The sequence below is a fragment of the Pseudomonas sp. CCI1.1 genome (genome assembly GCF_034348165.1).
Taxonomy (GTDB): domain Bacteria; phylum Pseudomonadota; class Gammaproteobacteria; order Pseudomonadales; family Pseudomonadaceae; genus Aquipseudomonas; species Aquipseudomonas paracarnis.
Genome location: NZ_CP133780.1, coordinates 739,911 through 761,406, shown reverse-complemented (window position 1 = coordinate 761,406; position 21,496 = coordinate 739,911). Strand labels below are relative to the sequence as shown.

Below are 21,496 nucleotides of genomic sequence, written 5' to 3'. Positions count from 1 at the left end.
TGGCAGCCGACGCCGATCGAGCTGTGCCCCGCGATCCAAATGTGGGAGCTGGCTTGAACTGGCCTAATGATTTTGGACACTTCAATCGGGCGTTATGATAGCGCCCAAATCTGAGGTGTTTGGATATGCGTAAATCTTATTCGAGTGAGTTCAAGCTCAAGGCTGCCAGCATGGTGCTGGATGAAGGCCAGCCGGTTACTGAGGTCTGTGCCAGCCTAGATATCGGCCCCACTGCTCTACGCCGCTGGGTCGATCAAGTGCAGAAAGAACGCCTGGGTTCGACCCCGGTAGGGGCCAAGGCGATTACCGCTGATCAGCGAGAAATCCAGAGGCTCAAAGCCCTACTCAGGGAGAAAGACCTGGACATTGAAATCCTAAAAAAGGCCAGTGCTCTCCTGCTTTTGGACGCCAAAGATCATTCACGCTGATCGATGAGCTGGACGAGCAATACGGCGTTAAAAGGTGTTGCCGGGCGTTTGGGATCAACCGTAGTAGTTTCTACGCCTGGCGCCAGCGCCAGGGCAGAGCAAATCCTGAACGGGACAAGCTCAAAGCCGCGCTGGTCAAGCACCACAGGGCGTCCAGAGAGTCGGCCGGCGCACGTACTTTGTCCAAGGAGCTAAAAGCCAAAGGGCATCGTATCGGACGTTATATGGCTCGCAGTTTGATGCGCGAAGCTGGCATCGCTAGTCGTCAGCGCAGGCGCCATAAGTACAAGTCGCCGGGCGTTGAGGCATTGGTTGCGCCGCACGTGCTCAAGCGAAAATTTGATGTAACGGCGGTTAACCAGGTGTGGTGTGGCGACGTAACTTACATCAAGGTCGGCAAGCGATGGATGTACTTCGCCGCCGTTCTGGATTTGTACGCTCGGAGGATCGTGGGTTGGTCGTTCTCGATGATTTCTGATGCCAATCTGACCTGCGAAGCGCTACGCATGGCGGTTGAGCTACGCGGCCGCCCCCAGGATGTGTTGTTTCATTCAGACCAAGGTTGTCAGTACACCAGTCATAAATTCCGAAACGAGCTTGTGAAACACGGATTTAGACAAAGTATGAGCCGTAAAGGCGAGTGCTGGGACAACGCCCCCATGGAGCGTTTCTTTGGTAGTTTGAAATCAGAGTGGGTTCCTGAAACGGGCTACAAACTGGAACATGAGGCCCGGGCAGACGTGCAGCGCTATGTCTCGCGCTACAACATCAGCAGGCCTCACAGCTACAACGACTACCGGTCGCCGGTCGCGAAGGAAAGGTTGGCGGCGTGAACCTTAATCGGTGTCCAAGATTACTTGACCAGTTCAGCTTGCCTGCGATGGCGGTGGTTCAGTTGAAAATTCAGTGACTGACACACCGCCTTCGCGGGCAAGCCCGCTCCCACAGGGGATCTGTGCCAGGCACTGATTTTGACGGCAATGCATGACCAATGTGGGAGCGGGCTTGCTCGCGAAGGCGGCCGGGCAGCCGACGACGATTCAACTGATGCCCAAGTTGCGTAGATACCTATGCTATCTCAACGGCAAACCATACCTCACCTCCACCAGCGCCACACCGCCCCTCTCAAGATGGTGCTCAGTCCCGGCCTCCTCGACACACCCCGCCCGGCGATAAAATCGAATAGCCCGTTCATTACCGGCCAAGACCCACAGCGTTAAACGCTCATAGCCTTGCGCCAACAGGTCTTGCAGGCCGGCATTCCACAAGGCCAGCCCGACGCCGGAGTGCCAATGCTCGGCGAGCACGTAGATGGCCATGACCTCACCTGCATTGGCCTGCACGGCGTCTTCGTCACGGCTGGCGCCAACGGATATCCAGCCGACAATCTGCTGGCCCACCTCGGCAACCCATACCGTCGACTCACCCGAGGCAAGCGAGCGAGCCCAATGGGCTTCGCGCCGAGCAAGCGTTACTTGCAATCCGCTCAAGAACTGGGCGGGCATCAGGTCACGGTAGGCGTCTTGCCAACTGCTGATATGCACCTGGGCAATGGCCTTCGCGTCGGCGGGTAATGCTCTGCGAATCACGGATAGGCTCCTGAAATACGGTTATTTCAGTATGCATGCCCATCGATGACAGTTGCAGGGCGCGGGTTCCGGCGTCGATGAAGAACGCCGGGGCCCGCGTGAAGGCTCCAGCCAATGTCACCCCTTGGTCAGATCCACCAAAGGCGTCTGCCGCACCTCAGTCTCCCGCCCACCCTGAATCTCGCTGACCTGCTTCAAGGCCTTTTCAACAGCCGCCTTATCCGCCAACAAGCTGTAGCTGATACGGAACTGCTTATGTTCCTTCGCCCCGATCGTAGGCACCAGGTTCAGTGGCCGCTGATAACGACGGTTATAGGAAAAACTCGTCCCCGGCTCCAACCCCGTGACATAGCCCTGCCCTTGGGTATCAGTGTTCTTCCACAGCGAAAACACCGGCAGTGTTTGCGTATTGAAACCAACCGAAACCCCCAGGCTGCCAGCCTTGTTATGCAACACCGTCAAGGTATCACCCTTGGCATCGGCATACGGCACCACGTTGTAAACCGTTTCGTCATAGTCCTTGGTCGGTGCGCGATAGGTTTGCCAATCGGCCAGTTCGCCCTTGGCCTTGTCGTTGAACGGCGACACCTGCTTCACCGGCGCAACGAACCGCGCGCCTTGCTCCAAGAACGGGGTGCTGAAGTTACTGTGATACAGCGCCTGGTATTCCTTCGGATAATCGCCATTGTTGGTCAGCGTGTCGTTGAGGGCGAACACCACACTGCCAGACTCGGTGACCAGTTCGGTCGCAACAGAGAAATCGACCTTCTTGAACGCCTGCTCTTTCAACTCGCCACGCAGGGTGATCGCGTACGGCGGTTTTTCATCGATATGCAGGGTGACTTTGTTCGCAGGGATATTGGCCGCCCGCCCGTGCAGGGTCAACAGCTCGCCGTTGTCGATACCAGGGTGCCCGACCCATTCGTAGCCGCAGCGGGTGACCAGCTCATTGAAACCTTCCAACCATCCCAGACCACCGCGGCCATTGAGCTCGATGAAGGAAGGATTAACCACTTCCTTGACCGGCGAATCCCAGCCCATCCGCACATCGCCAACCGACGCCTGCAACACGTTCATGCCACGAGTCGGCACTACCGAGAGCTTCATCGTGCCGTTGTCGATATCCACGATGCTCACACCCTCCTGCCGACCACCGTGCAGGGTGCGCAGGGTAACGCTGAAGGGCTTGTCGGTTTGGATGCCGAGCTGCTGGCTGGTGACCTGCCAGTTCTGGGCGGCTTTGTCGGTATCGAGCAGCACGTAATCCCAGGCTAGGGCTTGGGAGGCGGCAGAGAATGCGCTGAGGGCGACGAGGAGTTTGAGCGGGATCATGGCGGTGGCCTTTATTGGAGTTGTTTGCGCTTTATAAACTCGATGAAACGTTTCAGCAAGCTGAAAAAGCGACACCATCGCTACACCCGAAAATTACAGAGGAAAGCATTGAATCAGCCCGATCGGAATTCGACCGTCAGATGACTGATCTCATGAACCAGCCTGAGTCGCTCACGAATATTGTCTGCATTCGTACTGACCTTACCCACGACACTGACGATGGCGGCATGGGCTTGCGGTCCAACCCGCCAGACATGCAAGTCCGTGATAGTGGCATCGCCCGGTTTCTCGACCAGTTCGCGAATTTCCTCGGCAACGTGCGCATCGGTCTGATCCAGTAATACGCCTGCGGTAACTCCCATCAAGGTCCATGCCCAACGCGCGATCACCAGAGCCCCCACGATGCCCATGACCGGGTCCAGCCATACCCAGCCGAGATAGCGCCCGGCCAGAAGTGCGGCAATGGCCAGAACAGAAGTCAGCGCGTCTGCGATGACGTGGATATACGCTGATTGCAGGTTGTTATCGTTTCCATGATGAGCATGCGGATCATGGTCATCATGATCGTGCCCATGACCCAGTAGCAGGGCACTGATGATATTGACGATCAAACCGGCAATGGCGATGAGCGTAGCGGTGCCGAACTGTACTTGCGTGGGCTGTAGAAGACGCATGACTGACTCAACGCCAATTGCCAGGGAAACCAAACCGAGAATCAGCGCCGAAGCGAACCCGCCCAGCTCCCCTACCTTTCCCGTACCAAAACTGTACCGCTGGCTGGACGCGTGACGTTTAGCATATGCGTAAGCAGCCGCCGCGATGCCCAAAGCGCCAGCATGGGTTGCCATGTGAAAGCCATCAGCCAATAACGCCATTGAGCCCGTGATATACCCGGCGGTGATTTCGCCAATCATCATCACCACAGTCAGCGCCACCACCCAAAGCGTGCGCTTGGCATTTTCGTCGTGTGCTGAACCGAGGAACACATGATCGTGTGTGTAGTTGATGCTGGTGTTATTCATGAGGGTGAGCTCAGAGGTTTTCATTTGGAGTAACGGCGAATAGCTTCAAGAAGCTCTTCGACACCCTTGTTGCGCTCCTCTTCACTGAGCCCAGGGTTCGCAACATGCTCGCGCGCATGCTCCTCGATGATTTCTTCCATCAAGCCGTTAATGGCGCCACGAGTGGCAGCCACAAGATGCAGTGTCTTGGCGCAATCAAGGTCAGATTCCAATGCCCGTTCAACCGCCTGGATTTGCCCGGCGATACGTTTTACGCGTTTGAGAAGATCGTCTTTGTTTGCTGCGATATGGCCCACGGGATACCCCCCTACCTATGTTGGAGGTAGTATAGGTATACCCCCTACCCCTATACAAGAACTCCCGGTATTGTTTCCGTATCACACGCAATGCCTCTCCACCAAAAAATCCACAAACGCCCTAACCCGCGCCGGCATCGCCCCTCCCCCCACAAACACCGCATGAATCGGTTCCACATCTCCAGGATTAAATTCCTCCAACAACACCACCAACTCCCCCAATCTCACTTCCTCCACCACACTAAACGCCCCAATTCTCGCCACCCCCGCCCCCAGCTTCGCCAACTGCGCCAATGCCTCGCCGCTATTTCCCTCAATCGTCCCGGCCACCTTCAACGAAAACTCCCGCCCCTCCACCCGAAACGGCCAATCCGGCGCCGCCCTACGGAAGTTGAAGCGCAGACAGTTGTGTTGCAGTAAATCCTGCGGCGTCACGGGGGTGCCATGCCGTGCCAGGTAGTCCGGTGAAGCAACGATAACCTGCCCGGTAGAGCCGATAAGGCGAGCAGTCAGAGGGCTGTCGGCGAGGGGACCGAAGCGGATGGCGACGTCGGCTTGGCCGCCGAGGATGTCCACGACTTCGTCGCCGAGCATCAGGTCGACGACGATGGCGGGATAGCGGGCGCTGAAGGCGGCGATCAGGGGGACGATGGTCATGCGGCCGTGGGCCAGTGCGGCGCTGACGCGCAAGCGTCCGCGTGGGGCGCCCTGGTCGGTGATGGCGTCTTCGACTTCGGCCATGTCGGCGAGGATGCGTCGGGCGCCGCGCAGGTAGGCTTCGCCTTCGGCGGTGAAGGTGATGGCGCGGGTGGTGCGCAGTAGCAGACGGGTGCCGATGCGCTGTTCGGTGCGGGTAATGATGCGGCTGATGGCCGATGGGGTCAGCCCCAAGGCCCTGGCCGCGCCCGACAGGCTGCCGTGCTCGGCGACCATGGTGAACACTTCCATCTCTCCCGAACGCCCGCCGATGTCCATTTGTGCCTCCTGCGCAAAGCTGTAGTTCCCAACCAAGGGCTACTGCTGCAAAAGGCAGGATTGTAGCATTTGGCTCACAGATGAGGAGTCACCCATGCGTATCAATCCCCCCCTTGTAGCATTGTCCGTCGGTGCCTTTGGCATCGGGGTCACAGAGTTTGCCCCTATGGGCATGTTGCCCGGTATCGCCGCTGATCTTGACGTCTCCATTCCTGCTGCGGGGCTGTTGGTAAGCGCCTACGCCATGGGCGTGTTGATTGGCGCGCCGATCATGACCCTGGCGACGGCCAGGGTGCCCCGCCGTTATCTGCTGATAGGGCTGATGGCGATTTTTACCCTGGGTAATTTGCTGTCGGCGTTGGCCAGCAACTACCAGACATTGATGATCGCCAGGCTGGTGACGTCGCTCAATCACGGAGCGTTCTTCGGGATTGGCTCGATCGTGGCCGCAAGCCTGGTGGCGCCCGAGAAGCGCGCGGGGGCTGTGGCGGCGATGTTCATGGGGCTGACCCTGGCAACCATTGGCGGCGTACCCCTGGCGACCTGGTTTGGCGAGAACTTTGGTTGGCGCACCGCGTTCTGGGGCATCAGTGGGCTTGGCGCGGTGGTCATGGCGGCGCTGTGGTGGGCCTTGCCCAATGCGCCGGCACCCAAAGGCGGCGGGCTGATGGCGGAAATCCGTGTGCTGGGGCGCGGGCCGGTGCTGGCCGCGCTGGCCCTGACCGTGGTGGGCTCGAGTGCGATGTTTACGGTATTCACCTACATCGCGCCGATTCTGCGCGATGTCACCCATGCCTCGACCAACTTCGTCACTGGAATGCTGGTGCTGTTCGGAATCGGGCTCACCCTGGGCAATGTGTGGGGTGGCAAATCTGCGGACCGCTCAGTGGACCGCACTTTGATCATCTCGCTGGTGGTGTTGATTGCCGTGCTGTTGGCCTTTTCGGTGCTCATGCAATGGCCGCTGCCCGCTGCGCTGTCGATCCTGCTGTGGGGCGCTGCCAGCTTTGCCCTGGTGCCGCCGCTGCAGATGCGGGTGATGGAGGCCGCCAAAGACGCGCCTAACCTGGCTTCGGCGATGAACATCGGTGCGTTCAATTTTGGCAATGCGATTGGTGCGGCATTGGGTGGCGCGGTGATCAATGCCGGGCTGGGCTACCCGGCCATTTCCCTGGCAGGCGCACTGATGGCGGGCCTGGGCTTGCTGATGGTATTGGGGCTGAGCTGGCGTTCGCGGCGGGCAGATTTACGCACCTGCCGGAAAGTTATAAAGGTATGAAGAAACGCTTTTTTAAGCTCATCTAGACAGACAGCCAACTATTCCAGTTCTGAATCATCCCGCTATCGTCTGCTCATCGTTTTAGTCACTTTCTAGCCAGGGAGGGCGTCGTATCTGTACGGAAAAGTTGTCCAAGAGAAAACGCCTGCTCATCCTAGCAGCATAGATTGAGCACACTTCCAAGGCGACGTCGTAGAAGCGCCATAAATCGTTCAAAGAGGGAACACCACCTTCCTGATAGCGCCACTTCATCACGCGTTGCTCCGACGGAAAGTGTCCTAGTACCGTTTTTACTGCAGACCAATCATGCGTTTTCGGTGAAGTCGCAACAAGATCGCGGAGATTATGAGTTTGCTCATATGGGATACCTTGCTGATTCAGATACGCCTTCATGACCTTTTCACACGCCATATGAAGGTCCCAAACGGAGAGCGACAATGCCTCCGGGCCTGGAGCACTAAGGTCAGCGGCTGCTTTGTCAAGGTGGCGCAAAACAGAGTTAGCCATTGCTCTAACAGCCACAACAGGCAGATCCGCAGTCATTAGGGAAACTCTGAAAAAGACTTTCTGATTTGGCAAAATACCGCGACCCCACCCACCGAGTTTCCCGATGAAGCAGATGACCTTCGCCGACGCCGAGTACGCTGGCAAGCGCAAGCAAACCCGCAAGGAGTTGTTCCTGATCGAGATGGATCGGGTGGTGCCGTGGAAGGGCTTGATTGCTTTGATCGAGCCACATTATCCGAAAGGTGAAGGTGGCCGTCCGGCCTACCCGTTGATGGCGATGCTGCGTGTGCATCTGCTGCAGAACTGGTTCGGCTACAGCGATCCAGCGATGGAGGAAGCGCTGTACGAAACCACGATCCTGCGCCAGTTTGCCGGGCTGAACCTGGAGCGCATCCCCGACGAAACCACCATTCTCAACTTCCGCCGCTTGCTGGAGAAACACGAGCTGGCGGCCGGCATCCTCGCTGTCATCAATGGCTATCTGGGCGACCGCGGCCTGTCGCTGCGCCAGGGCACCATCGTCGATGCAACGCTGATCAATGCGCCCAGTTCGACCAAGAACAAGGACGGCAAGCGCGACCCGGAAATGCACCAGACCAAGAAGGGAAACCAGTATTATTTTGGCATGAAGGCCCACATCGGCGCCGATGACGAATCGGGTCTGGTGCACAGCGTAGTGGGCACGGCGGCCAATGTGGCGGATGTCACCCAGGTGGACAAATTGCTGCATGGCGACGAAAACGTGGTCTGCGCCGATGCAGGCTACACCGGTGTCGAAAAGCGGCCCGAGCATGAAGGACGTGAAGTTATCTGGCAGGTGGCGGCACGCCGCAGCACCTACAAAAAACTCGATAAGCGCAGCGTGCTGTACAAAGCCAAGCGCAAGATTGAAAAGGCCAAGGCTCAGGTGCGCGCCAAGGTCGAGCATCCGTTCCGGGTAATCAAGCGCCAGTTCGGTTACACCAAGGTGCGCTTTCGCGGCTTGGCCAAAAACACGGCGCAACTGGTGACACTGTTCGCTCTGTCGAACCTGTGGATGGCGCGCCGACATTTACTGACGAATGCAGGAGAGGTGCGCCTGTAATGCGGGAAATGGCCACCGGAGTGGGGTCCGGGTGGCGAAAACGTAAGAAATACTCGTCGAATTGATTGTTTTTTGATCATTTGGCGAGTTTAAAAGTTGCGCTAGGTGGTATGCCGGGGAAATACATGGCTACTTCAGACCATCCTTAGGTGATTTCTGATACCGCGTAGTCGTGTCGCCGTGTTCGTGGCCTCTTTTCGGAGTGCCGCTAGCTGCTTCGGGGGCATTTGCTCCAGCGATGGACCGTTAGTCATCCAAGACGCAGGATCCTCTCCTGGAAGCACATCCTTCGCAAATGTGACCCAGCACGTTCCATCGCCCTGAGGCTTGGCGACTGTCAGCGGAATATGTAAAAGGAAAAACGCGCCGTGATGTTTTAAGACTCCTGCCAAGAAGCGATTGGGATGAACCTTCGTCTGCCCATAACGTTTTTCATACCAATATTGTATGTGGCCGAATATCGGCTTAAACCAGGACTTGAGCAGATAGTTTTCTTTCGTATCACCTTCTACATCTAGGACGAGATGATCAACAAAAAACATTGCAGCCTTCATCGAACGTTCACTTACCTCAACTCCTGCCGCGGACAGCGTTTGGTCAATCCCAGGTAAGAATTCGTTGATGTGTGATATCAATGTCTCCTGTTGTTGCATGGCAGGCCTATTTCGTTTAGCAGAATACCGGTCAGTTAAGCGTACATGGCGCCTATAAAAAAGCCTTATCTTCCGGCGAGCATTGGTCAGCCTAATCCCGCTCCTTATGCTCACACTATAAAACCCCACCCAACTGCCTTATAACTACGCTCTTCAGTCAAGGAGACGCGTAATGAAAACCATGGTAGTTGGCGCCAGCAAAGGCCTGGGCAAGGCCCTGATCGAGGGGTTGGGCGAAGCCGGAGATACGCTGATCGGTGTATCCCGTAGCCGTCCTGACCAGCTCAACCACAAGGCTGATGTGCAGGTGCACTGGGTCGAAGCCAACCTGGCCGAACCCGCCAAAGCAGCGCAGGCCATTGAGGCCTCGGTAGCCGAGAGCGGGCTGGATACTCTGATTTACAACCTGGGTATCTGGGAAGAGTTTGCCTTCGATCCGGCGTACCACTTTTTGGCAGACAGTGATGAGCAACTCGAAGCCATTGTCACGTGCAACATCACCTCTACTTTGTTGTTGATCAAACGCCTGCTGCCGGTGCTGCTCAACAGCGCCAACCCACGGATCATCCTGACCGGTTCCACCTCAGGCCTGCCGCAAAGTGGCCGCCCGGAGGTGGCCTTCGGTGCCTCCAAGTTTGCGCTGCGCGGGATTGCCGATGCCTTGCGTGAAGGTTATCGGCATCAACGCCTGGGCGTGACCTGCCTGAACCTCGGTTACCTGAACACCGAAGACCCGTTGAGCGCACCGCTCGCAGTGGCGGCGCAACGCGGTGAAGGTCAATTGATCCCTGTACACGACGTGGTTCGGGTGGTGCGCATGACGCTGAGCTTGTCGCCGGCGAGTTTCGTCAAGGACATCACCTTGCCGGCGATTCTGGATGAGCGGTTTTAGACGGGGAAGAACGTCTGTGGCTATCGTCTAGACTTCATGCACCTTTCAACCCGAGGAGCCTTGCCATGAACAACAAGAATACGATCTGCCTCTGGTACAACGGCGATGCCCTGGCGGCAGCGACCTTCTACGCCAACACCTTCCCCAACAGCGAAGTAAAGGCCGTGCACCGTGCGCCTGGCGACTATCCGGCTGGCAAGCAGGGAGATGAGTTGACCGTGGAGTTCACCGTGCTGGGTATCCCCTGCGTGGGTCTCAATGGCGGCCCCCTGTTCAAGCACAGTGAAGCGTTTTCCTTTCAGGTGTCCACGGATGACCAGGAGGAAACCGACCGGTTGTGGCATGCCATCATCGACAACGGTGGGCAGGCGAGCGCTTGCGGTTGGTGCAAGGACAAGTGGGGGCTGTCGTGGCAGATCTCGCCGCGGGTGTTGGTCGAAGCAGTTACCAGTAAAGATCCTGCCGTCGCCAAGCGTGCATTTGAAGCGATGATGACCATGACCAAGATCGACATCGCTGCCATCGAAGCCGCCATTGCCGGGAACTGAACGGTGGGAGCGCTCAAGCCCTAGCGAGGCCGCGATGGCGGTGGGTCAGGCAGCGCAAATGCCAACTGCACCACCGCCATCGCAGGCAAGCTCCCACATCTGGATTGCGCGCCCTCTCCCATGCGGCAAAAAAAGTCATACAACGGACGCCCGGTTGCGACACGGGCGATACCGGCCTATGTTCCAAGCCATGCTGTTTTTTTGCTGCCCCCCGCCCTACGTCCATCCCGTAACCAGGAGACGACATGCCCACGCCTTCACGCCCTGCCGTACTTGAACTGATCGGCAATACCCCGCTGGTCAAGGTCAGCCGCTTCGATACCGGCCCCTGCACGCTGTTTCTCAAGCTTGAATCGCAAAACCCCGGTGGTTCCATCAAGGACCGCATCGGCCTGGCGATGATCGACGCCGCTGAACGCGACGGTCGCTTGCGCCCAGGCGGTACCATCATTGAAGCCACCGCCGGCAATACCGGCCTGGGCCTGGCGCTGGTGGGCCGGGCCAAGGGTTACCGGGTGGTGTTGGTGGTGCCCGACAAGATGTCCACGGAAAAGGTGCTGCACCTCAAGGCCATGGGCGCCGAGGTGCATATCACCCGCTCCGATGTGGGCAAGGGCCATCCCGAGTATTACCAGGACGTGGCGGCACGCTTGGCCAAAGATATTCCAGGCTCGTTCTTCGCCGACCAGTTCAATAACCCGGCCAACCCCTTGGCCCACGAGACCAGTACCGCACCGGAGATCTGGGCGCAGACCCAGCACGATGTGGACGCGATTGTGGTGGGCGTCGGCTCGGCCGGCACCCTCACCGGCCTCACGCGTTTCTTCAAGCGCGTGCAACCCGAACTGGCCATGGTGCTGGCCGACCCTGTCGGTTCGGTAATGGCCGAATACAGCCGCAGCCGCACCCTGGAAACTCCCGGTTCCTGGGCCGTGGAAGGGATAGGCGAGGACTTCATCCCCTCGATCGCCGACCTGTCCAGCGTGCGCCACGCCTACTCCATCAGCGATGCCGACAGCTTCGACCACGCCCGCCAATTGCTCAAGGCCGAAGGCATCCTCGGCGGCTCATCCACCGGCACCCTGCTCGCCGCGGCCTTGCGCTACTGCCGCGAGCAAACCGAGCCCAAGCGCGTGGTGACCTTTGTTTGCGACACCGGTACGCGCTATCTGTCCAAGGTTTACAACGACCAGTGGATGAACGACGCGGGCCTGTTGCAGTACAAACACTACGGCGACCTGCGCGATCTGATCGCGCGCCGCTTCGAAGACGGCCGGGTGATCAGCGTAAGCCCCGACGACACCCTGCTCACCGCCTTCCAGCGCATGCGCCTGGCGGACGTGTCGCAACTGCCGGTGCTGGTCGATGGCCAGACCCTGGTGGGCGTCATCGACGAGTCCGACATCCTGCTGGGCCTGCACCACGACGCCGCAGATTTTTCCATGACCGTCGCCAGCGCCATGACCAACACCCTGCACACCCTGGCCCCCAACGCCAGCCTGGCCGAACTGCAGGCTGAACTGGATCGCGGCCTGGTCGCCATCATTGCCGACGCCTCAGGCTTTCATGGCCTGATCACCCGCGTCGACCTGCTTAACCACCTACGGAGATCCCTTGCATGAGCCAGTCCGATAAAAGCGCGTTTGCCACCCGTGTGATCCACGCCGGGCAGTCACCCGACCCGACCACGGGCGCGCTGATGCCGCCGATCTACGCCAACTCCACCTACCTGCAAGACAGCCCCGGCGTACACAAGGGTTTTGACTATGGCCGCTCCCACAACCCCACGCGTTTCGCCCTGGAACGCTGCGTGGCCGACCTTGAAGGCGGCAGCCAGGCATTTGCGTTTGCCTCGGGGCTGGCGGCGATCTCCACCGTGCTCGAACTGCTGGATGCTGGCGCGCATATCGTCTCGGGCAATGACCTGTACGGCGGCACTTTCCGCCTGTTCGACAAGGTGCGCCAGCGCAGTGCCGGGCACCGTTTCAGCTATGTCGACCTCAGCGACTTGTCGGCGTTTGAAGCGTCATTGCAGGACGACACGCGCATGGTCTGGGTCGAAACTCCAAGCAACCCGCTGCTGAGCCTGACCGACCTGCGCGCCGTCGCCCGCATCTGCCGTGCCCGCGGGATTATCTGCGTGGCCGACAACACCTTTGCCAGCCCCTGGATCCAGCGCCCGCTGGAGTTGGGCTTCGACATCGTGGTGCACTCCACCACCAAATACCTCAATGGGCATTCTGATGTGATCGGTGGTATCGCTGTTGTCGGTGACAACGCTGAATTGGCCGAACGCCTGGGCTTCCTGCAAAACTCCATCGGCGCCATCGCCGGGCCGTTCGATGCCTTCCTGACCCTGCGCGGAGTAAAAACCCTGGCGCTGCGCATGGAGCGCCATTGCAGCAATGCCCTGGACCTGGCCACCTGGCTGGAGCAACAGCCGCAAGTGTCACGGGTTCACTACCCGGGCCTCAAATCCCACCCACAGCACGACCTGGCCAAGCAGCAAATGCGCGGCTTTGGCGGGATGATTTCAGTGGACTTGAACAGCGACCTGGCCGGCGCGACGCGCTTTCTGGAAAACGTGAAGATCTTCGCCCTGGCCGAGAGCCTGGGGGGCGTGGAAAGCCTGATCGAGCACCCGGCGATCATGACCCATGCCAGCATCCCGGCGGCGACGCGAGCGCAATTGGGGATTGGCGATGGGCTGGTGCGCTTGTCGGTGGGGGTTGAAGATGTGGAGGATTTGCGCGCCGATCTGGCTCAGGCCTTGGCCCACATTTAACCGCCATGATCGTTCCCACGCTCTGCGTGGGAATGCAGCCAGGGACGCTCTGCGTTCCCAAGCGTGACGCAGAGCGTCACCGAATGCGTTCCCACGCAGAGCGTGGGAACGATCATTGCGTATCAGCCCTGGGTGATGTTGGCCCGTGCCGCATGCAGCTTCTTGTAGCTATCGATCAAGCGCAAATGCCGGTCCAGGCCTTCCAGCTTCATGCTCGTCGGCGTGAGCCCATAAAAGCGCACACTGCCGTCGACCGAGCCGATCACCGCGTCCATGCGCTCGTTGCCAAACATGCGCCGGAAGTTGGCCTCGTAGTCAGCCAGTTCCAGGTCCTCATCCAGTTCCATCTCCAGCACCGCGTTCATCGCCTGGTAAAACAGGCCGCGCTCAACGGTGTTGTCGTTGTACTGCAGGAACATCTCTACGCATTCCTTGGCCTCTTCATACTGCTTCAGCGCCAGGAATATCAGCAGTTTCAGCTCCAGGATGGTCAACTGGCCCCACGCGGTGTTGTCATCGAACTCAATGCCAATCAACGTAGTGATATCGGTGTAGTCGTCCAGTTCGCTTTCTATCAGACGCTCGACCAACGCCTGCAGCTCATCCTCGCTGAGGCGGTGCAGGTTGAGGATGTCTTCGCGAAAAAACAGCGCCTTGTTGGTGTTGTCCCAGATCAGGTCATCCACCGGGTAGATTTCCGAGTAGTCCGGCACCAGGATGCGGCAGGCAGTAGCGCCCAGGTGCTCATACACCGCCATGTACGACTCTTTGCCCATGCCTTCGAGGATGCCGAACAGCGTGGCGGCTTCCTGGGCGTTGGAGTCTTCGCCCTGGCCAGAGAAGTCCCACTCGACGAATTCATAATCCGACTGGGCACTGAAGAAGCGCCACGACACTACGCCGCTGGAATCGATAAAATGCTCGACGAAGTTGTTCGGCTCGGTGACCGCCTGGCCTTCGAAGGTCGGCTGCGGCAGATCGTTCAAGCCTTCGAAGCTACGGCCTTGCAGCAGCTCGGTGAGGCTGCGTTCCAGTGCCACTTCCAGGCTCGGGTGCGCGCCGAACGAGGCGAACACGCCGCCGGTGCGCGGGTTCATCAAGGTCACGCACATCACCGGGAACTCACCGCCCAGGGAGGCATCCTTGACCAGCACCGGAAAGCCCTGGGCTTCCAGGCCTTCGATACCCGCCAGGATGCCCGGGTACTTGGCCAGCACTTCGGCGGGTACGTCCGGCAGGGCAAATTCGCCTTCGATGATTTCGCGCTTCACCGCCCGCTCGAAAATCTCCGACAGGCACTGTACCTGGGCTTCGGCCAAGGTGTTACCCGCGCTCATGCCGTTGCTCAGGTAGAGGTTTTCGATCAGGTTGGACGGAAAATACACCACCTCGCCATCGGACTGACGCACGAACGGCAGGGAGACAATGCCACGGGCTTCGTTGCCGGAGTTGGTGTCGAACAGGTGTGAACCGCGCAGCTCGCCCTCGCGGTTGTAGACTTTCAGGCAGTAGGCATCGAGGATTTCACTCGGCAGCTCATCGTTGGGGCCCGGCTGGAACCAACGCTCGTCCGGGTAATGCACGAACGGCGCGTTGGCCAGGTCCTCACCCCAGAACTGGTCGTTGTAAAAGAAGTTGCAGTTCAGGCGCTCGATGAACTCACCCAGCGCCGACGCCAACGCGCCCTCTTTTGTCGCGCCTTTGCCGTTGGTAAAGCACATCGGCGAATGGGCGTCGCGGATATGCAGCGACCACACGTTGGGCACGATATTGCGCCACGAGGCAATCTCGATCTTCATGCCCAGGCCCGCGAGAATCGCCGACATGTTGGCGATGGTCTGCTCCAGCGGCAGGTCCTTGCCGGCAATGTAGGTGCCCGCTGCGGACGTGGAGTTGGGCATCAACAACGCCTGGGCATCGGCGTCGAGGTTGTCGACTTCCTCAATCACGAATTCCGGCCCGGCCTGCACCACCTTCTTCACGGTGCAGCGGTCGATGGAACGCAGGATGCCTTGGCGGTCCTTGTCGGAGATGTCTGCGGGCAATTCGACCTGAATCTTGAAAATCTGGTTGTAGCGGTTTTCCGGGTCGACGATGTTGTTCTGCGACAGGCGAATATTCTCGGTGGGAATATTGCGCGTCTGGCAGTACAACTTCACAAAGTACGCCGCACACAACGCCGACGAAGCCAGGAAGTAGTCGAATGGCCCCGGTGCCGAACCATCGCCCTTGTAGCGGATGGGCTGGTCGGCAATGACCGTGAAGTCATCGAACTTGGCTTCAAGCCGAAGGTTGTCGAGAAAGTTGACCTTAATTTCCATGCGGGCACACCAGAATAACGAGCTAAACAAATTGGCCGCCATTATGAAGCGTTTCGCCGGGAAGTCTCAGGGATTTGCGTATGGGCTGCCGATCGGTGCTAACTTCCAACCAGTTAGATAATGTTCACCTCTGCCAGGACAGGCCATGGAACCGATAGCGACTAACGCCGCATTGTTGATCATCGATATGCAAAAAGGCATGGCCGATCCCACCCTTGGCCGCCGCAACAACCCAGACGCCGAGCTGCGCATACAGCAATTGCTCAATGCCTGGCGCCAGGCGCAACGCCCGATCATCCATGTGCGGCATATCTCCCGCTCTGCCGCTTCAGTGTTCCGGCCAGGCCAGCCCGGCTGTGAGTTCCAGGATGCGCTGCACCCCCTGGCCCAGGAGCATGTGGTTGAAAAAAACGTACCAGATGCGTTCAGCGCCACGGGCCTGGAGCGCTGGCTGCACCTGCGCTCGATCCAGCAGTTGGTAATCGTCGGGGTCATCACCAACAATTCAGTGGAATCCACCGCACGCTCGGGCGGCAACCTGGGGTTCGACGTGATCGTGGCGGCGGATGCGTGTTTTACCTTCGATCAAACCGACTTGTCGGGGCGGCTGTGGGCCGCAGAGGATGTGCATGCACTGTCGCTCAGTAACTTGGCGATGGACTATGCAAGGGTGTTCCAAACGAGTGAAATCCTGGCCAGTCATTAATGAGCAATGCAGACATGCATCAGGGCAAACGCACGATGGCGACCGCTTGCCGGCCTGGACGGTTAAAACACCCCGGCATCCTCCAGCATTTGCGGTAACGCCTGCGGCCATACCGTATCGCTCGTGGCGCGCAGCGCCTGTGCCGACCACCAATGATGATCCGCCATCACCTGAGTCTCCTCTACCGTCCACTCGGCCCGGGAAAGCGCGTCGCTGGATGCATGCACAACGAAGTACCGCTCAACCGCCAACACGGTTTCACCGCTGGGTAACATCAACGGGAAACTACGCTCTGCCACGGATTCGCCGATGCTGCTGACGGTGATACCCGTCTCTTCGCGCAACTCACGAATCGCAGCGCTGTGGAAGCTCTCCCCGGCCTCCACGCCACCGCCCGGCGTGGCCCAGTAATCCTGGCCGGCCAGGGCGCCGTCTTTATGCACGAAGCGAAACAGCAACACTTGCTGCGCAGGGTTTATGACCAGTAATCGTGCGGCTTTGCGTTCACGCATCTGATTGATTCCTTTCTATCAGGGCCGAAACCATCCAGCTCAAAAATGCCCGTAGGCGTGTAGTGAATGCCTCGCCCCCGGCGCTAGGGTTGCGTGCCTCAAACAGGAAGTAGGCGATTTGCACGCGCATGGTCGGGTAATGCTGAACGAACAGCCCGACGTAGTCTTCCAGGGTTTGCGGCCAGTTTTGCGCATCCTCGGCTCGCAGGGTGTGGGTAGCGCGGATCAAGGCCCGCGATGCTTCCCTCTGCAAGCGATGGCGTACGTGCTCAGTGCTGGCCAGTTCGATACGCACCAAGTACGCCGTGAGCGCCTGTTCAAAATCACCATTGACCGCCAGGGCGATGGCGCGGGACGGGCGAAACGGTTCGACGTGCAGTGACAGGTCTTCGCCCCAGAGACAGCGGCAATGATGTTTGAGCCAGAAACCCCAACTGTTTCGGTTTTCAGGCGCCAACACTTGGGCGCAGTGGCCGATGTCGAAGTCGATCTTGGTGACGCTCGGATGCCGTTGCTCCAAGGCGAGTCGGGCTGACTCCAACTGTTCAAGCACGGGCGCATCCGGTGGCTCCACCAGTATCAGGGAAAGGTCAAGATCAGAAATGCCGATCTCACCTTCGCCCCGTGCGATGCTGCCATACAGGTAAATCCCGTGCAGCCCCAGCTCAGGCCGGGACAAGGTAGCGCAGATGTCCGTCAGCAGGGGCTGGAACTGGGGTTGTATAGGCCCATCGACGACGGTGAGGATATAGCCGTCGGCATCGATGCCAGCAGATTTTTGGGTAGTCACGGGCGATGCACCTCAATCACCAACCCTTCCTCTTCACTCGGCACACTGAAATGGCGAGTGATCAGGTCGAACTCGGCATCGCTGGCGGCAAAATCGTGGTCACCTCGGGCGTTGCGGGCGTGCAGGCGCGCACGACAGGTGGCATCGTCCAGCTCCAGGTAATGCAGGCAGTGCGGCACCTTGGCTGCCTGGGCCAGGCCGAGTAACCATTGACGATTGGCGAGGGTATTGGCCGGAAAATCCAGCACCACATTGACGCCGCACGCCAACAGATCGATCACCAGCGGCTCAAGTACCCCACGAACCCGCAGGGCACAGCGCAGGTAGTCGGCAATGCTCTGGATTTCGCCGGGATAGAGATTGGCCAGCCACTGGTCTTCGCTGAGCACGATGACCCCCTGCTCGGCGGCCAGGGTTTTGGCGAGTGTGGACTTGCCGGAGGCGATCTTGCCGCAGAGCAGATGCAGGGTGGGCATAACGCGATTCCTCATGTCGGGCCAGGAAGAATGAGTCATATAGCCGCTGTGGTAAACATATGCAGGCATAGGTATCTACATAACGTTGTGGGCTGTAGCAGCAGACGGTAACCACGATGCGAAGCGAGCCGCTCTTGATCTGCTTGTGATCTTGATCTCAGGCGCCCCGTTAAACCACGCTGGCCGGAATTCGACAGGGATTACGGGCACACCGAGCCCAAGCGAGGTGCCGAGTGGTGGGGCAAGAGCGTTTTGCTTACTTTTGCGCTTTTCAAAAGTGAGCCGCCGTCAGGGCGGAACCCTAGGTGGCCGTTACCTAAATAACGGATATGTACCCGGTCCAACTGTGTTGACTGTTAGGCCGCCTTCGCAGGCAAGCCAGCTCCCACAGTTGGATGGTGGGGTGTCAGGTAGATAGATGTCGGCTGTCAGGCCGTCACGGGAGCAAGCTCTCTCGCCACAGGTTCAGCGTCGCACCAAAATTGTGTAGATACCTATGCATATGCAGGGGAACGCCGGATCGAAACACACCTCGACACGCCCTCCCAGTGAACTTTCTTGCAAATGCCATGCTCCTTTCCTATGCGAAGTCAGCGCGCCCTGAGCCCAGGGTGCAGAACGATAAGGAGCCGCCACCAACATGACTACCCTCTCCACTTACCCCGTCGTCAGGCCTGGGCCGTTGCACGGGACTTTGCTTGCCGGCACCGTGCCGTTGTTTCTCGGGGCCTTGCTCAGTGATATCGCCTACGGCCAGACCTACCAGATTCAGTGGGCCAATTTCGCCTCCTGGCTTATCGCAGGAGCCTTGGTGTTCTGTGGTTTTGCCCTGCTGTTTGCACTGGTCAACCTGGTGCGTGCCGAACACAAGGGCGGGCGCCCGGTGGCGTACTTCCTGCTGTTGCTGGGCACTTGGGTGCTTGGCTTGGTCAATGCCTTCCAGCATGCCAAGGACGCATACGCCATGATGCCCACCGGCTTGGTGCTGTCGGCGATCGTCACCGTGCTGGCGATTGTCGCCACCTGGATCGGCTTGACTAACCTGCGCTCAGGAGCTGCCCGATGAAACCACTCAACACACTGACCCTGCTCAGCGCCGCCCTGTTGCTGAGTGCCTGTGGCGGCGAAGGTGACAAGACCCAGGCACGCGGCCCTGACCCCAAGCTGCCCGAACAACAAAGCAGCCTGTTGCCGAGCATGAAGATTGCCGAGCCCACGCCGTGGGGCGATCAAAAGCCCAAGGTACCCGAAGGCTACAGCGTCACCGCCATCGCCACCGACCTTGCTATCCCGCGCCAGACCCTGGTGCTGCCCAACGGCGATATCCTGGTGGCCGAAGGCCGTGGCGGCAGTGCGGCCAAGCTCAAGCCCAAGGACGTGATCGCCAGTGTGATCAAGGCCCAGGGCAACACCAAGGTCAAGGGCGGCAACCGCATTACGCTGCTGCGTGACGCCGACGGTGACGGCACCTATGAACTCAAGACCGTATTCGCCGACAACCTCAACGCCCCTTACGGCCTGGCATTCGCCGACGGCAAACTGTATGTGGCCAACCAAGACGCACTGGTGCGCTTTGACTACGCCGACGGCCAGACCAAGGCCAGCGCCCCGCCCGTCAAAGTCACCGACCTGCCGGCGCAGATCAACCATCACTGGACCAAGTCATTGGCCGTGAGTGACGACGGGCGTCAGCTGTATGTGGGCATCGGTTCCAACAGCAACATCACCGAACGCGGCATGGAAGTGGAGATCGACCGCGCAATGGTCTGGCAGATCGATGCCGCCACCGGTGCGCATAAGCCCTACGCTACAGGCCTGCGCAATCCGACGGCGCTGACCATCCAACCGGGCTCAGGGCAACTGTGGACCGTGGTCAACGAGCGCGATGAACTCGGCCCCGACCTGGTGCCAGACTACCTGACGTCGGTGCGTGAAGGTGCCTTCTACGGCTGGCCCTACAGCTACTGGGGCCAGAACGTCGACCCCCGCGCACAACCGCAGAACCCGGCCAAGGTGGCTGCCGCGATCAAACCCGATTACAGCCTGGGCTCCCATGTGGCCGCGTTGGGCGTGGATTTTTCCATCCCCGCCATGGGTGAAAAGTTCGCTGACGGCGCGTTTGTCGGCGAGCACGGCAGTTGGAACCGTGACAACCCAGTGGGCTACAAGGTGATCTTCGTGCCGTTCAGCAACGGCAAACCGGCGGGCGAGCCCATCGACTTTGCCACCGGCTTCCGCGGCGACGACGGCAAGACCCGTGGGCGTCCAGTGGGGGTGACGGTGGACCCCAAAGGCGCGCTGATCATTGCCGACGACTTGGCCAATACGATTTGGCGCGTCACGCGTAACCAATAACCGCAGATGACAGGGGCTGCGACGCCCCTGTCAGCCGTCACTCTGCAATTGTGCGTCAAGCCAGGCCAACAACGCCGTAATCTCCTCCCGACTGCCCGTCCCTTGCTGCCTGTAGACCGAAATAGCCTCGGGCAAAAACACGCTTTCTGCGCAGGGCCGCACCAGCGCCCCACTCTCTATCAGCCGGCTTGCGGTACGACGCCAACCCATGGCGATACCGTGCCCTTCCACGGCAGCTTGCAACATCAGCGGGTAACTGTCGAAGGTGGCACTGCGCGCATCCCTGGGCAACGTGTGGCCGAACATCTGCAGCCACTCATCCCATTCCATCAAGTGCGGCGGCTCGGAGCTGTGGTGCAGAAATGTGCAGGGCTGTAATTCAGTCAGCGCTAACGGCTTTTCCGGGCAGAGGTAGCCGGGGCTGCACACCGGGAACACCTCGTCGGAGGCGGTGAACATCAACGTATGGCTACCACTGGCGCGCCGGGTACTTTGCAGGGCCACATCGAAATGCCCGTCGAACTGGGTGATCGGCCGCGTACAGGTCACCACCTGGATCTCGATCTGCGGGTATTGCTGGTGGAAGGTCGCCAGACGCGGCATCAACCAATAGAACGCCTCGCATAGCTGGCATAGCAGTACCACGCGATTGCGCTGGGGCGATGTTCTCAGGCTGACCGCGCCCTCACTGATGCTGTGCAAGGCCTGGCTGACCACCCGCCCCAGCTCACGCCCTTCTTGCGTCAGGAACACCCCACGGTTGCGCCGACAAAACAGCTTGACCCCCAGGTTGTCTTCCAGCCCGCGTATCTGCCGACTGACAGCTGCCTGGGTGAGGTGCAATTCATCGGCCGCCTTGGAGAAACTCTCCAGGCGCGCCGCCGCTTCAAACGGCAACAAACTGGCCAGCGGCGGTAAGGTTTTGCCAAGTGCATTCATAATCTGT

General features: G+C 59.3%; 23 protein-coding genes. 11 read left to right on the top strand and 12 right to left on the bottom strand.

What is annotated here, in order from left to right; all coding sequences use genetic code 11:
• Positions 1-125 precede the first annotated feature (125 nt).
• Both RHM69_RS31020 and RHM69_RS03340 read left to right on the top strand, forming a co-directional pair.
• Positions 126-428 (top strand): transposase, encoded by a 303-nt coding sequence (locus RHM69_RS31020; protein WP_014717988.1) that lies wholly within the window; start codon positions 126-128, stop codon positions 426-428.
• On the top strand, positions 425-1,261 hold the full coding sequence (locus RHM69_RS03340) for an IS3 family transposase (RefSeq protein ID WP_069868358.1): 837 nt from the start codon (positions 425-427) through the stop codon (positions 1,259-1,261). The genes RHM69_RS31020 and RHM69_RS03340 overlap by 4 nt, the downstream gene beginning before the upstream one ends.
• A gap of 240 nt (positions 1,262-1,501) precedes the next feature.
• On the opposite strand, the gene RHM69_RS03335 is transcribed toward RHM69_RS03340, so the two are convergent.
• From RHM69_RS03335 to RHM69_RS03315, 5 genes are all read right to left on the bottom strand, one after another.
• Positions 1,502-2,017 (bottom strand): GNAT family N-acetyltransferase, encoded by a 516-nt coding sequence (locus RHM69_RS03335; RefSeq protein WP_014718623.1) that lies wholly within the window; start codon positions 2,015-2,017, stop codon positions 1,502-1,504.
• A gap of 117 nt (positions 2,018-2,134) precedes the next feature.
• A complete protein-coding gene (locus tag RHM69_RS03330; protein ID WP_200601166.1) occupies positions 2,135-3,349 on the bottom strand; it encodes an aldose 1-epimerase family protein in 1,215 nt (404 codons plus the stop codon).
• A gap of 113 nt (positions 3,350-3,462) precedes the next feature.
• Entirely contained in the window at positions 3,463-4,371 is a 909-nt protein-coding gene (dmeF, locus tag RHM69_RS03325; RefSeq protein ID WP_014718625.1) for a CDF family Co(II)/Ni(II) efflux transporter DmeF, read from the bottom strand.
• Between the two features lie 20 nt (positions 4,372-4,391).
• Positions 4,392-4,667, bottom strand: coding sequence for a metal/formaldehyde-sensitive transcriptional repressor (locus tag RHM69_RS03320; RefSeq protein ID WP_014718626.1), 276 nt, complete (start codon positions 4,665-4,667; stop codon positions 4,392-4,394).
• Positions 4,668-4,748: 81 nt separating this feature from the next.
• Entirely contained in the window at positions 4,749-5,642 is an 894-nt protein-coding gene (locus RHM69_RS03315; protein ID WP_200601167.1) for a LysR family transcriptional regulator, read from the bottom strand.
• Positions 5,643-5,736: 94 nt separating this feature from the next.
• On the opposite strand from RHM69_RS03315, the gene RHM69_RS03310 reads away from it, so the two are divergent.
• A complete protein-coding gene (locus RHM69_RS03310; RefSeq protein ID WP_200601169.1) occupies positions 5,737-6,921 on the top strand; it encodes an MFS transporter in 1,185 nt (394 codons plus the stop codon).
• A gap of 81 nt (positions 6,922-7,002) precedes the next feature.
• Here RHM69_RS03310 and RHM69_RS03305 read toward each other — a convergent pair whose 3' ends face one another.
• The gene (locus RHM69_RS03305; RefSeq protein WP_322255476.1) at positions 7,003-7,464 is read right to left on the bottom strand and encodes a hypothetical protein; all 462 of its coding nucleotides are present in this window, start codon (positions 7,462-7,464) and stop codon (positions 7,003-7,005) included.
• 67 nt (positions 7,465-7,531) lie between these two features.
• Between RHM69_RS03305 and RHM69_RS03300 the strand changes: the two genes are divergently transcribed.
• A complete protein-coding gene (locus tag RHM69_RS03300; protein WP_010466230.1) occupies positions 7,532-8,512 on the top strand; it encodes an IS5-like element IS1384 family transposase in 981 nt (326 codons plus the stop codon).
• A 134-nt stretch (positions 8,513-8,646) separates the two neighbouring features.
• Here RHM69_RS03300 and RHM69_RS03295 read toward each other — a convergent pair whose 3' ends face one another.
• The gene (locus RHM69_RS03295; protein ID WP_322255475.1) at positions 8,647-9,165 is read right to left on the bottom strand and encodes a hypothetical protein; all 519 of its coding nucleotides are present in this window, start codon (positions 9,163-9,165) and stop codon (positions 8,647-8,649) included.
• A 172-nt stretch (positions 9,166-9,337) separates the two neighbouring features.
• On the opposite strand from RHM69_RS03295, the gene RHM69_RS03290 reads away from it, so the two are divergent.
• From RHM69_RS03290 to RHM69_RS03275, 4 genes are all read left to right on the top strand, one after another.
• Positions 9,338-10,057 (top strand): SDR family oxidoreductase, encoded by a 720-nt coding sequence (locus tag RHM69_RS03290; RefSeq protein ID WP_019817156.1) that lies wholly within the window; start codon positions 9,338-9,340, stop codon positions 10,055-10,057.
• A gap of 65 nt (positions 10,058-10,122) precedes the next feature.
• Positions 10,123-10,605: a VOC family protein gene (locus RHM69_RS03285; protein WP_014718629.1), complete on the top strand. Its 483-nt coding sequence runs from the start codon at positions 10,123-10,125 to the stop codon at positions 10,603-10,605.
• Between the two features lie 245 nt (positions 10,606-10,850).
• Positions 10,851-12,227, top strand: coding sequence for a pyridoxal-phosphate dependent enzyme (locus RHM69_RS03280; RefSeq protein WP_200601171.1), 1,377 nt, complete (start codon positions 10,851-10,853; stop codon positions 12,225-12,227).
• On the top strand, positions 12,224-13,390 hold the full coding sequence (locus RHM69_RS03275; protein ID WP_200601172.1) for a cystathionine gamma-synthase: 1,167 nt from the start codon (positions 12,224-12,226) through the stop codon (positions 13,388-13,390). The genes RHM69_RS03280 and RHM69_RS03275 overlap by 4 nt, the downstream gene beginning before the upstream one ends.
• Positions 13,391-13,512: 122 nt before the next feature.
• Here the strand turns inward: RHM69_RS03275 and RHM69_RS03270 are convergent, their stop codons facing one another.
• Positions 13,513-15,711 carry an OsmC domain/YcaO domain-containing protein gene (locus RHM69_RS03270; protein ID WP_072434650.1) on the bottom strand — a complete coding sequence of 733 codons (2,199 nt, stop codon included), beginning with the start codon at positions 15,709-15,711 and terminating at the stop codon, positions 13,513-13,515.
• A gap of 145 nt (positions 15,712-15,856) precedes the next feature.
• Here RHM69_RS03270 and RHM69_RS03265 point away from each other — a divergent pair, with 145 nt between their 5' ends.
• Complete coding sequence (locus RHM69_RS03265; RefSeq protein WP_014718633.1) at positions 15,857-16,417, top strand: cysteine hydrolase family protein; 561 nt, start codon at positions 15,857-15,859, stop codon at positions 16,415-16,417.
• A gap of 62 nt (positions 16,418-16,479) precedes the next feature.
• On the opposite strand, the gene RHM69_RS03260 is transcribed toward RHM69_RS03265, so the two are convergent.
• The 3 genes from RHM69_RS03260 to RHM69_RS03250 are packed head-to-tail and all read right to left on the bottom strand — an operon-like array spanning position 16,480 to position 18,195.
• Positions 16,480-16,929, bottom strand: a complete 450-nt coding sequence (locus tag RHM69_RS03260; protein ID WP_191948769.1) for an NUDIX hydrolase — start codon at positions 16,927-16,929, stop codon at positions 16,480-16,482.
• A complete protein-coding gene (locus tag RHM69_RS03255) occupies positions 16,922-17,719 on the bottom strand; it encodes a nucleotidyltransferase domain-containing protein (RefSeq protein ID WP_200601173.1) in 798 nt (265 codons plus the stop codon). Before RHM69_RS03255 ends, RHM69_RS03260 begins: the two co-directional genes overlap by 8 nt.
• Entirely contained in the window at positions 17,716-18,195 is a 480-nt protein-coding gene (locus tag RHM69_RS03250) for an AAA family ATPase (protein ID WP_137270449.1), read from the bottom strand. The genes RHM69_RS03255 and RHM69_RS03250 overlap by 4 nt, the downstream gene beginning before the upstream one ends.
• Positions 18,196-18,835: 640 nt before the next feature.
• Between RHM69_RS03250 and RHM69_RS03245 the strand changes: the two genes are divergently transcribed.
• Together RHM69_RS03245 and RHM69_RS03240 are read left to right on the top strand one after the other, a co-directional pair.
• A complete protein-coding gene (locus RHM69_RS03245; protein ID WP_014718637.1) occupies positions 18,836-19,261 on the top strand; it encodes a DUF2231 domain-containing protein in 426 nt (141 codons plus the stop codon).
• Entirely contained in the window at positions 19,258-20,550 is a 1,293-nt protein-coding gene (locus RHM69_RS03240) for a PQQ-dependent sugar dehydrogenase (protein WP_014718638.1), read from the top strand. The genes RHM69_RS03245 and RHM69_RS03240 overlap by 4 nt, the downstream gene beginning before the upstream one ends.
• Before the next feature lie 30 nt (positions 20,551-20,580).
• Here the strand turns inward: RHM69_RS03240 and RHM69_RS03235 are convergent, their stop codons facing one another.
• Positions 20,581-21,489 carry a LysR substrate-binding domain-containing protein gene (locus RHM69_RS03235; RefSeq protein ID WP_200601176.1) on the bottom strand — a complete coding sequence of 303 codons (909 nt, stop codon included), beginning with the start codon at positions 21,487-21,489 and terminating at the stop codon, positions 20,581-20,583.
• Positions 21,490-21,496 lie beyond the last annotated feature (7 nt).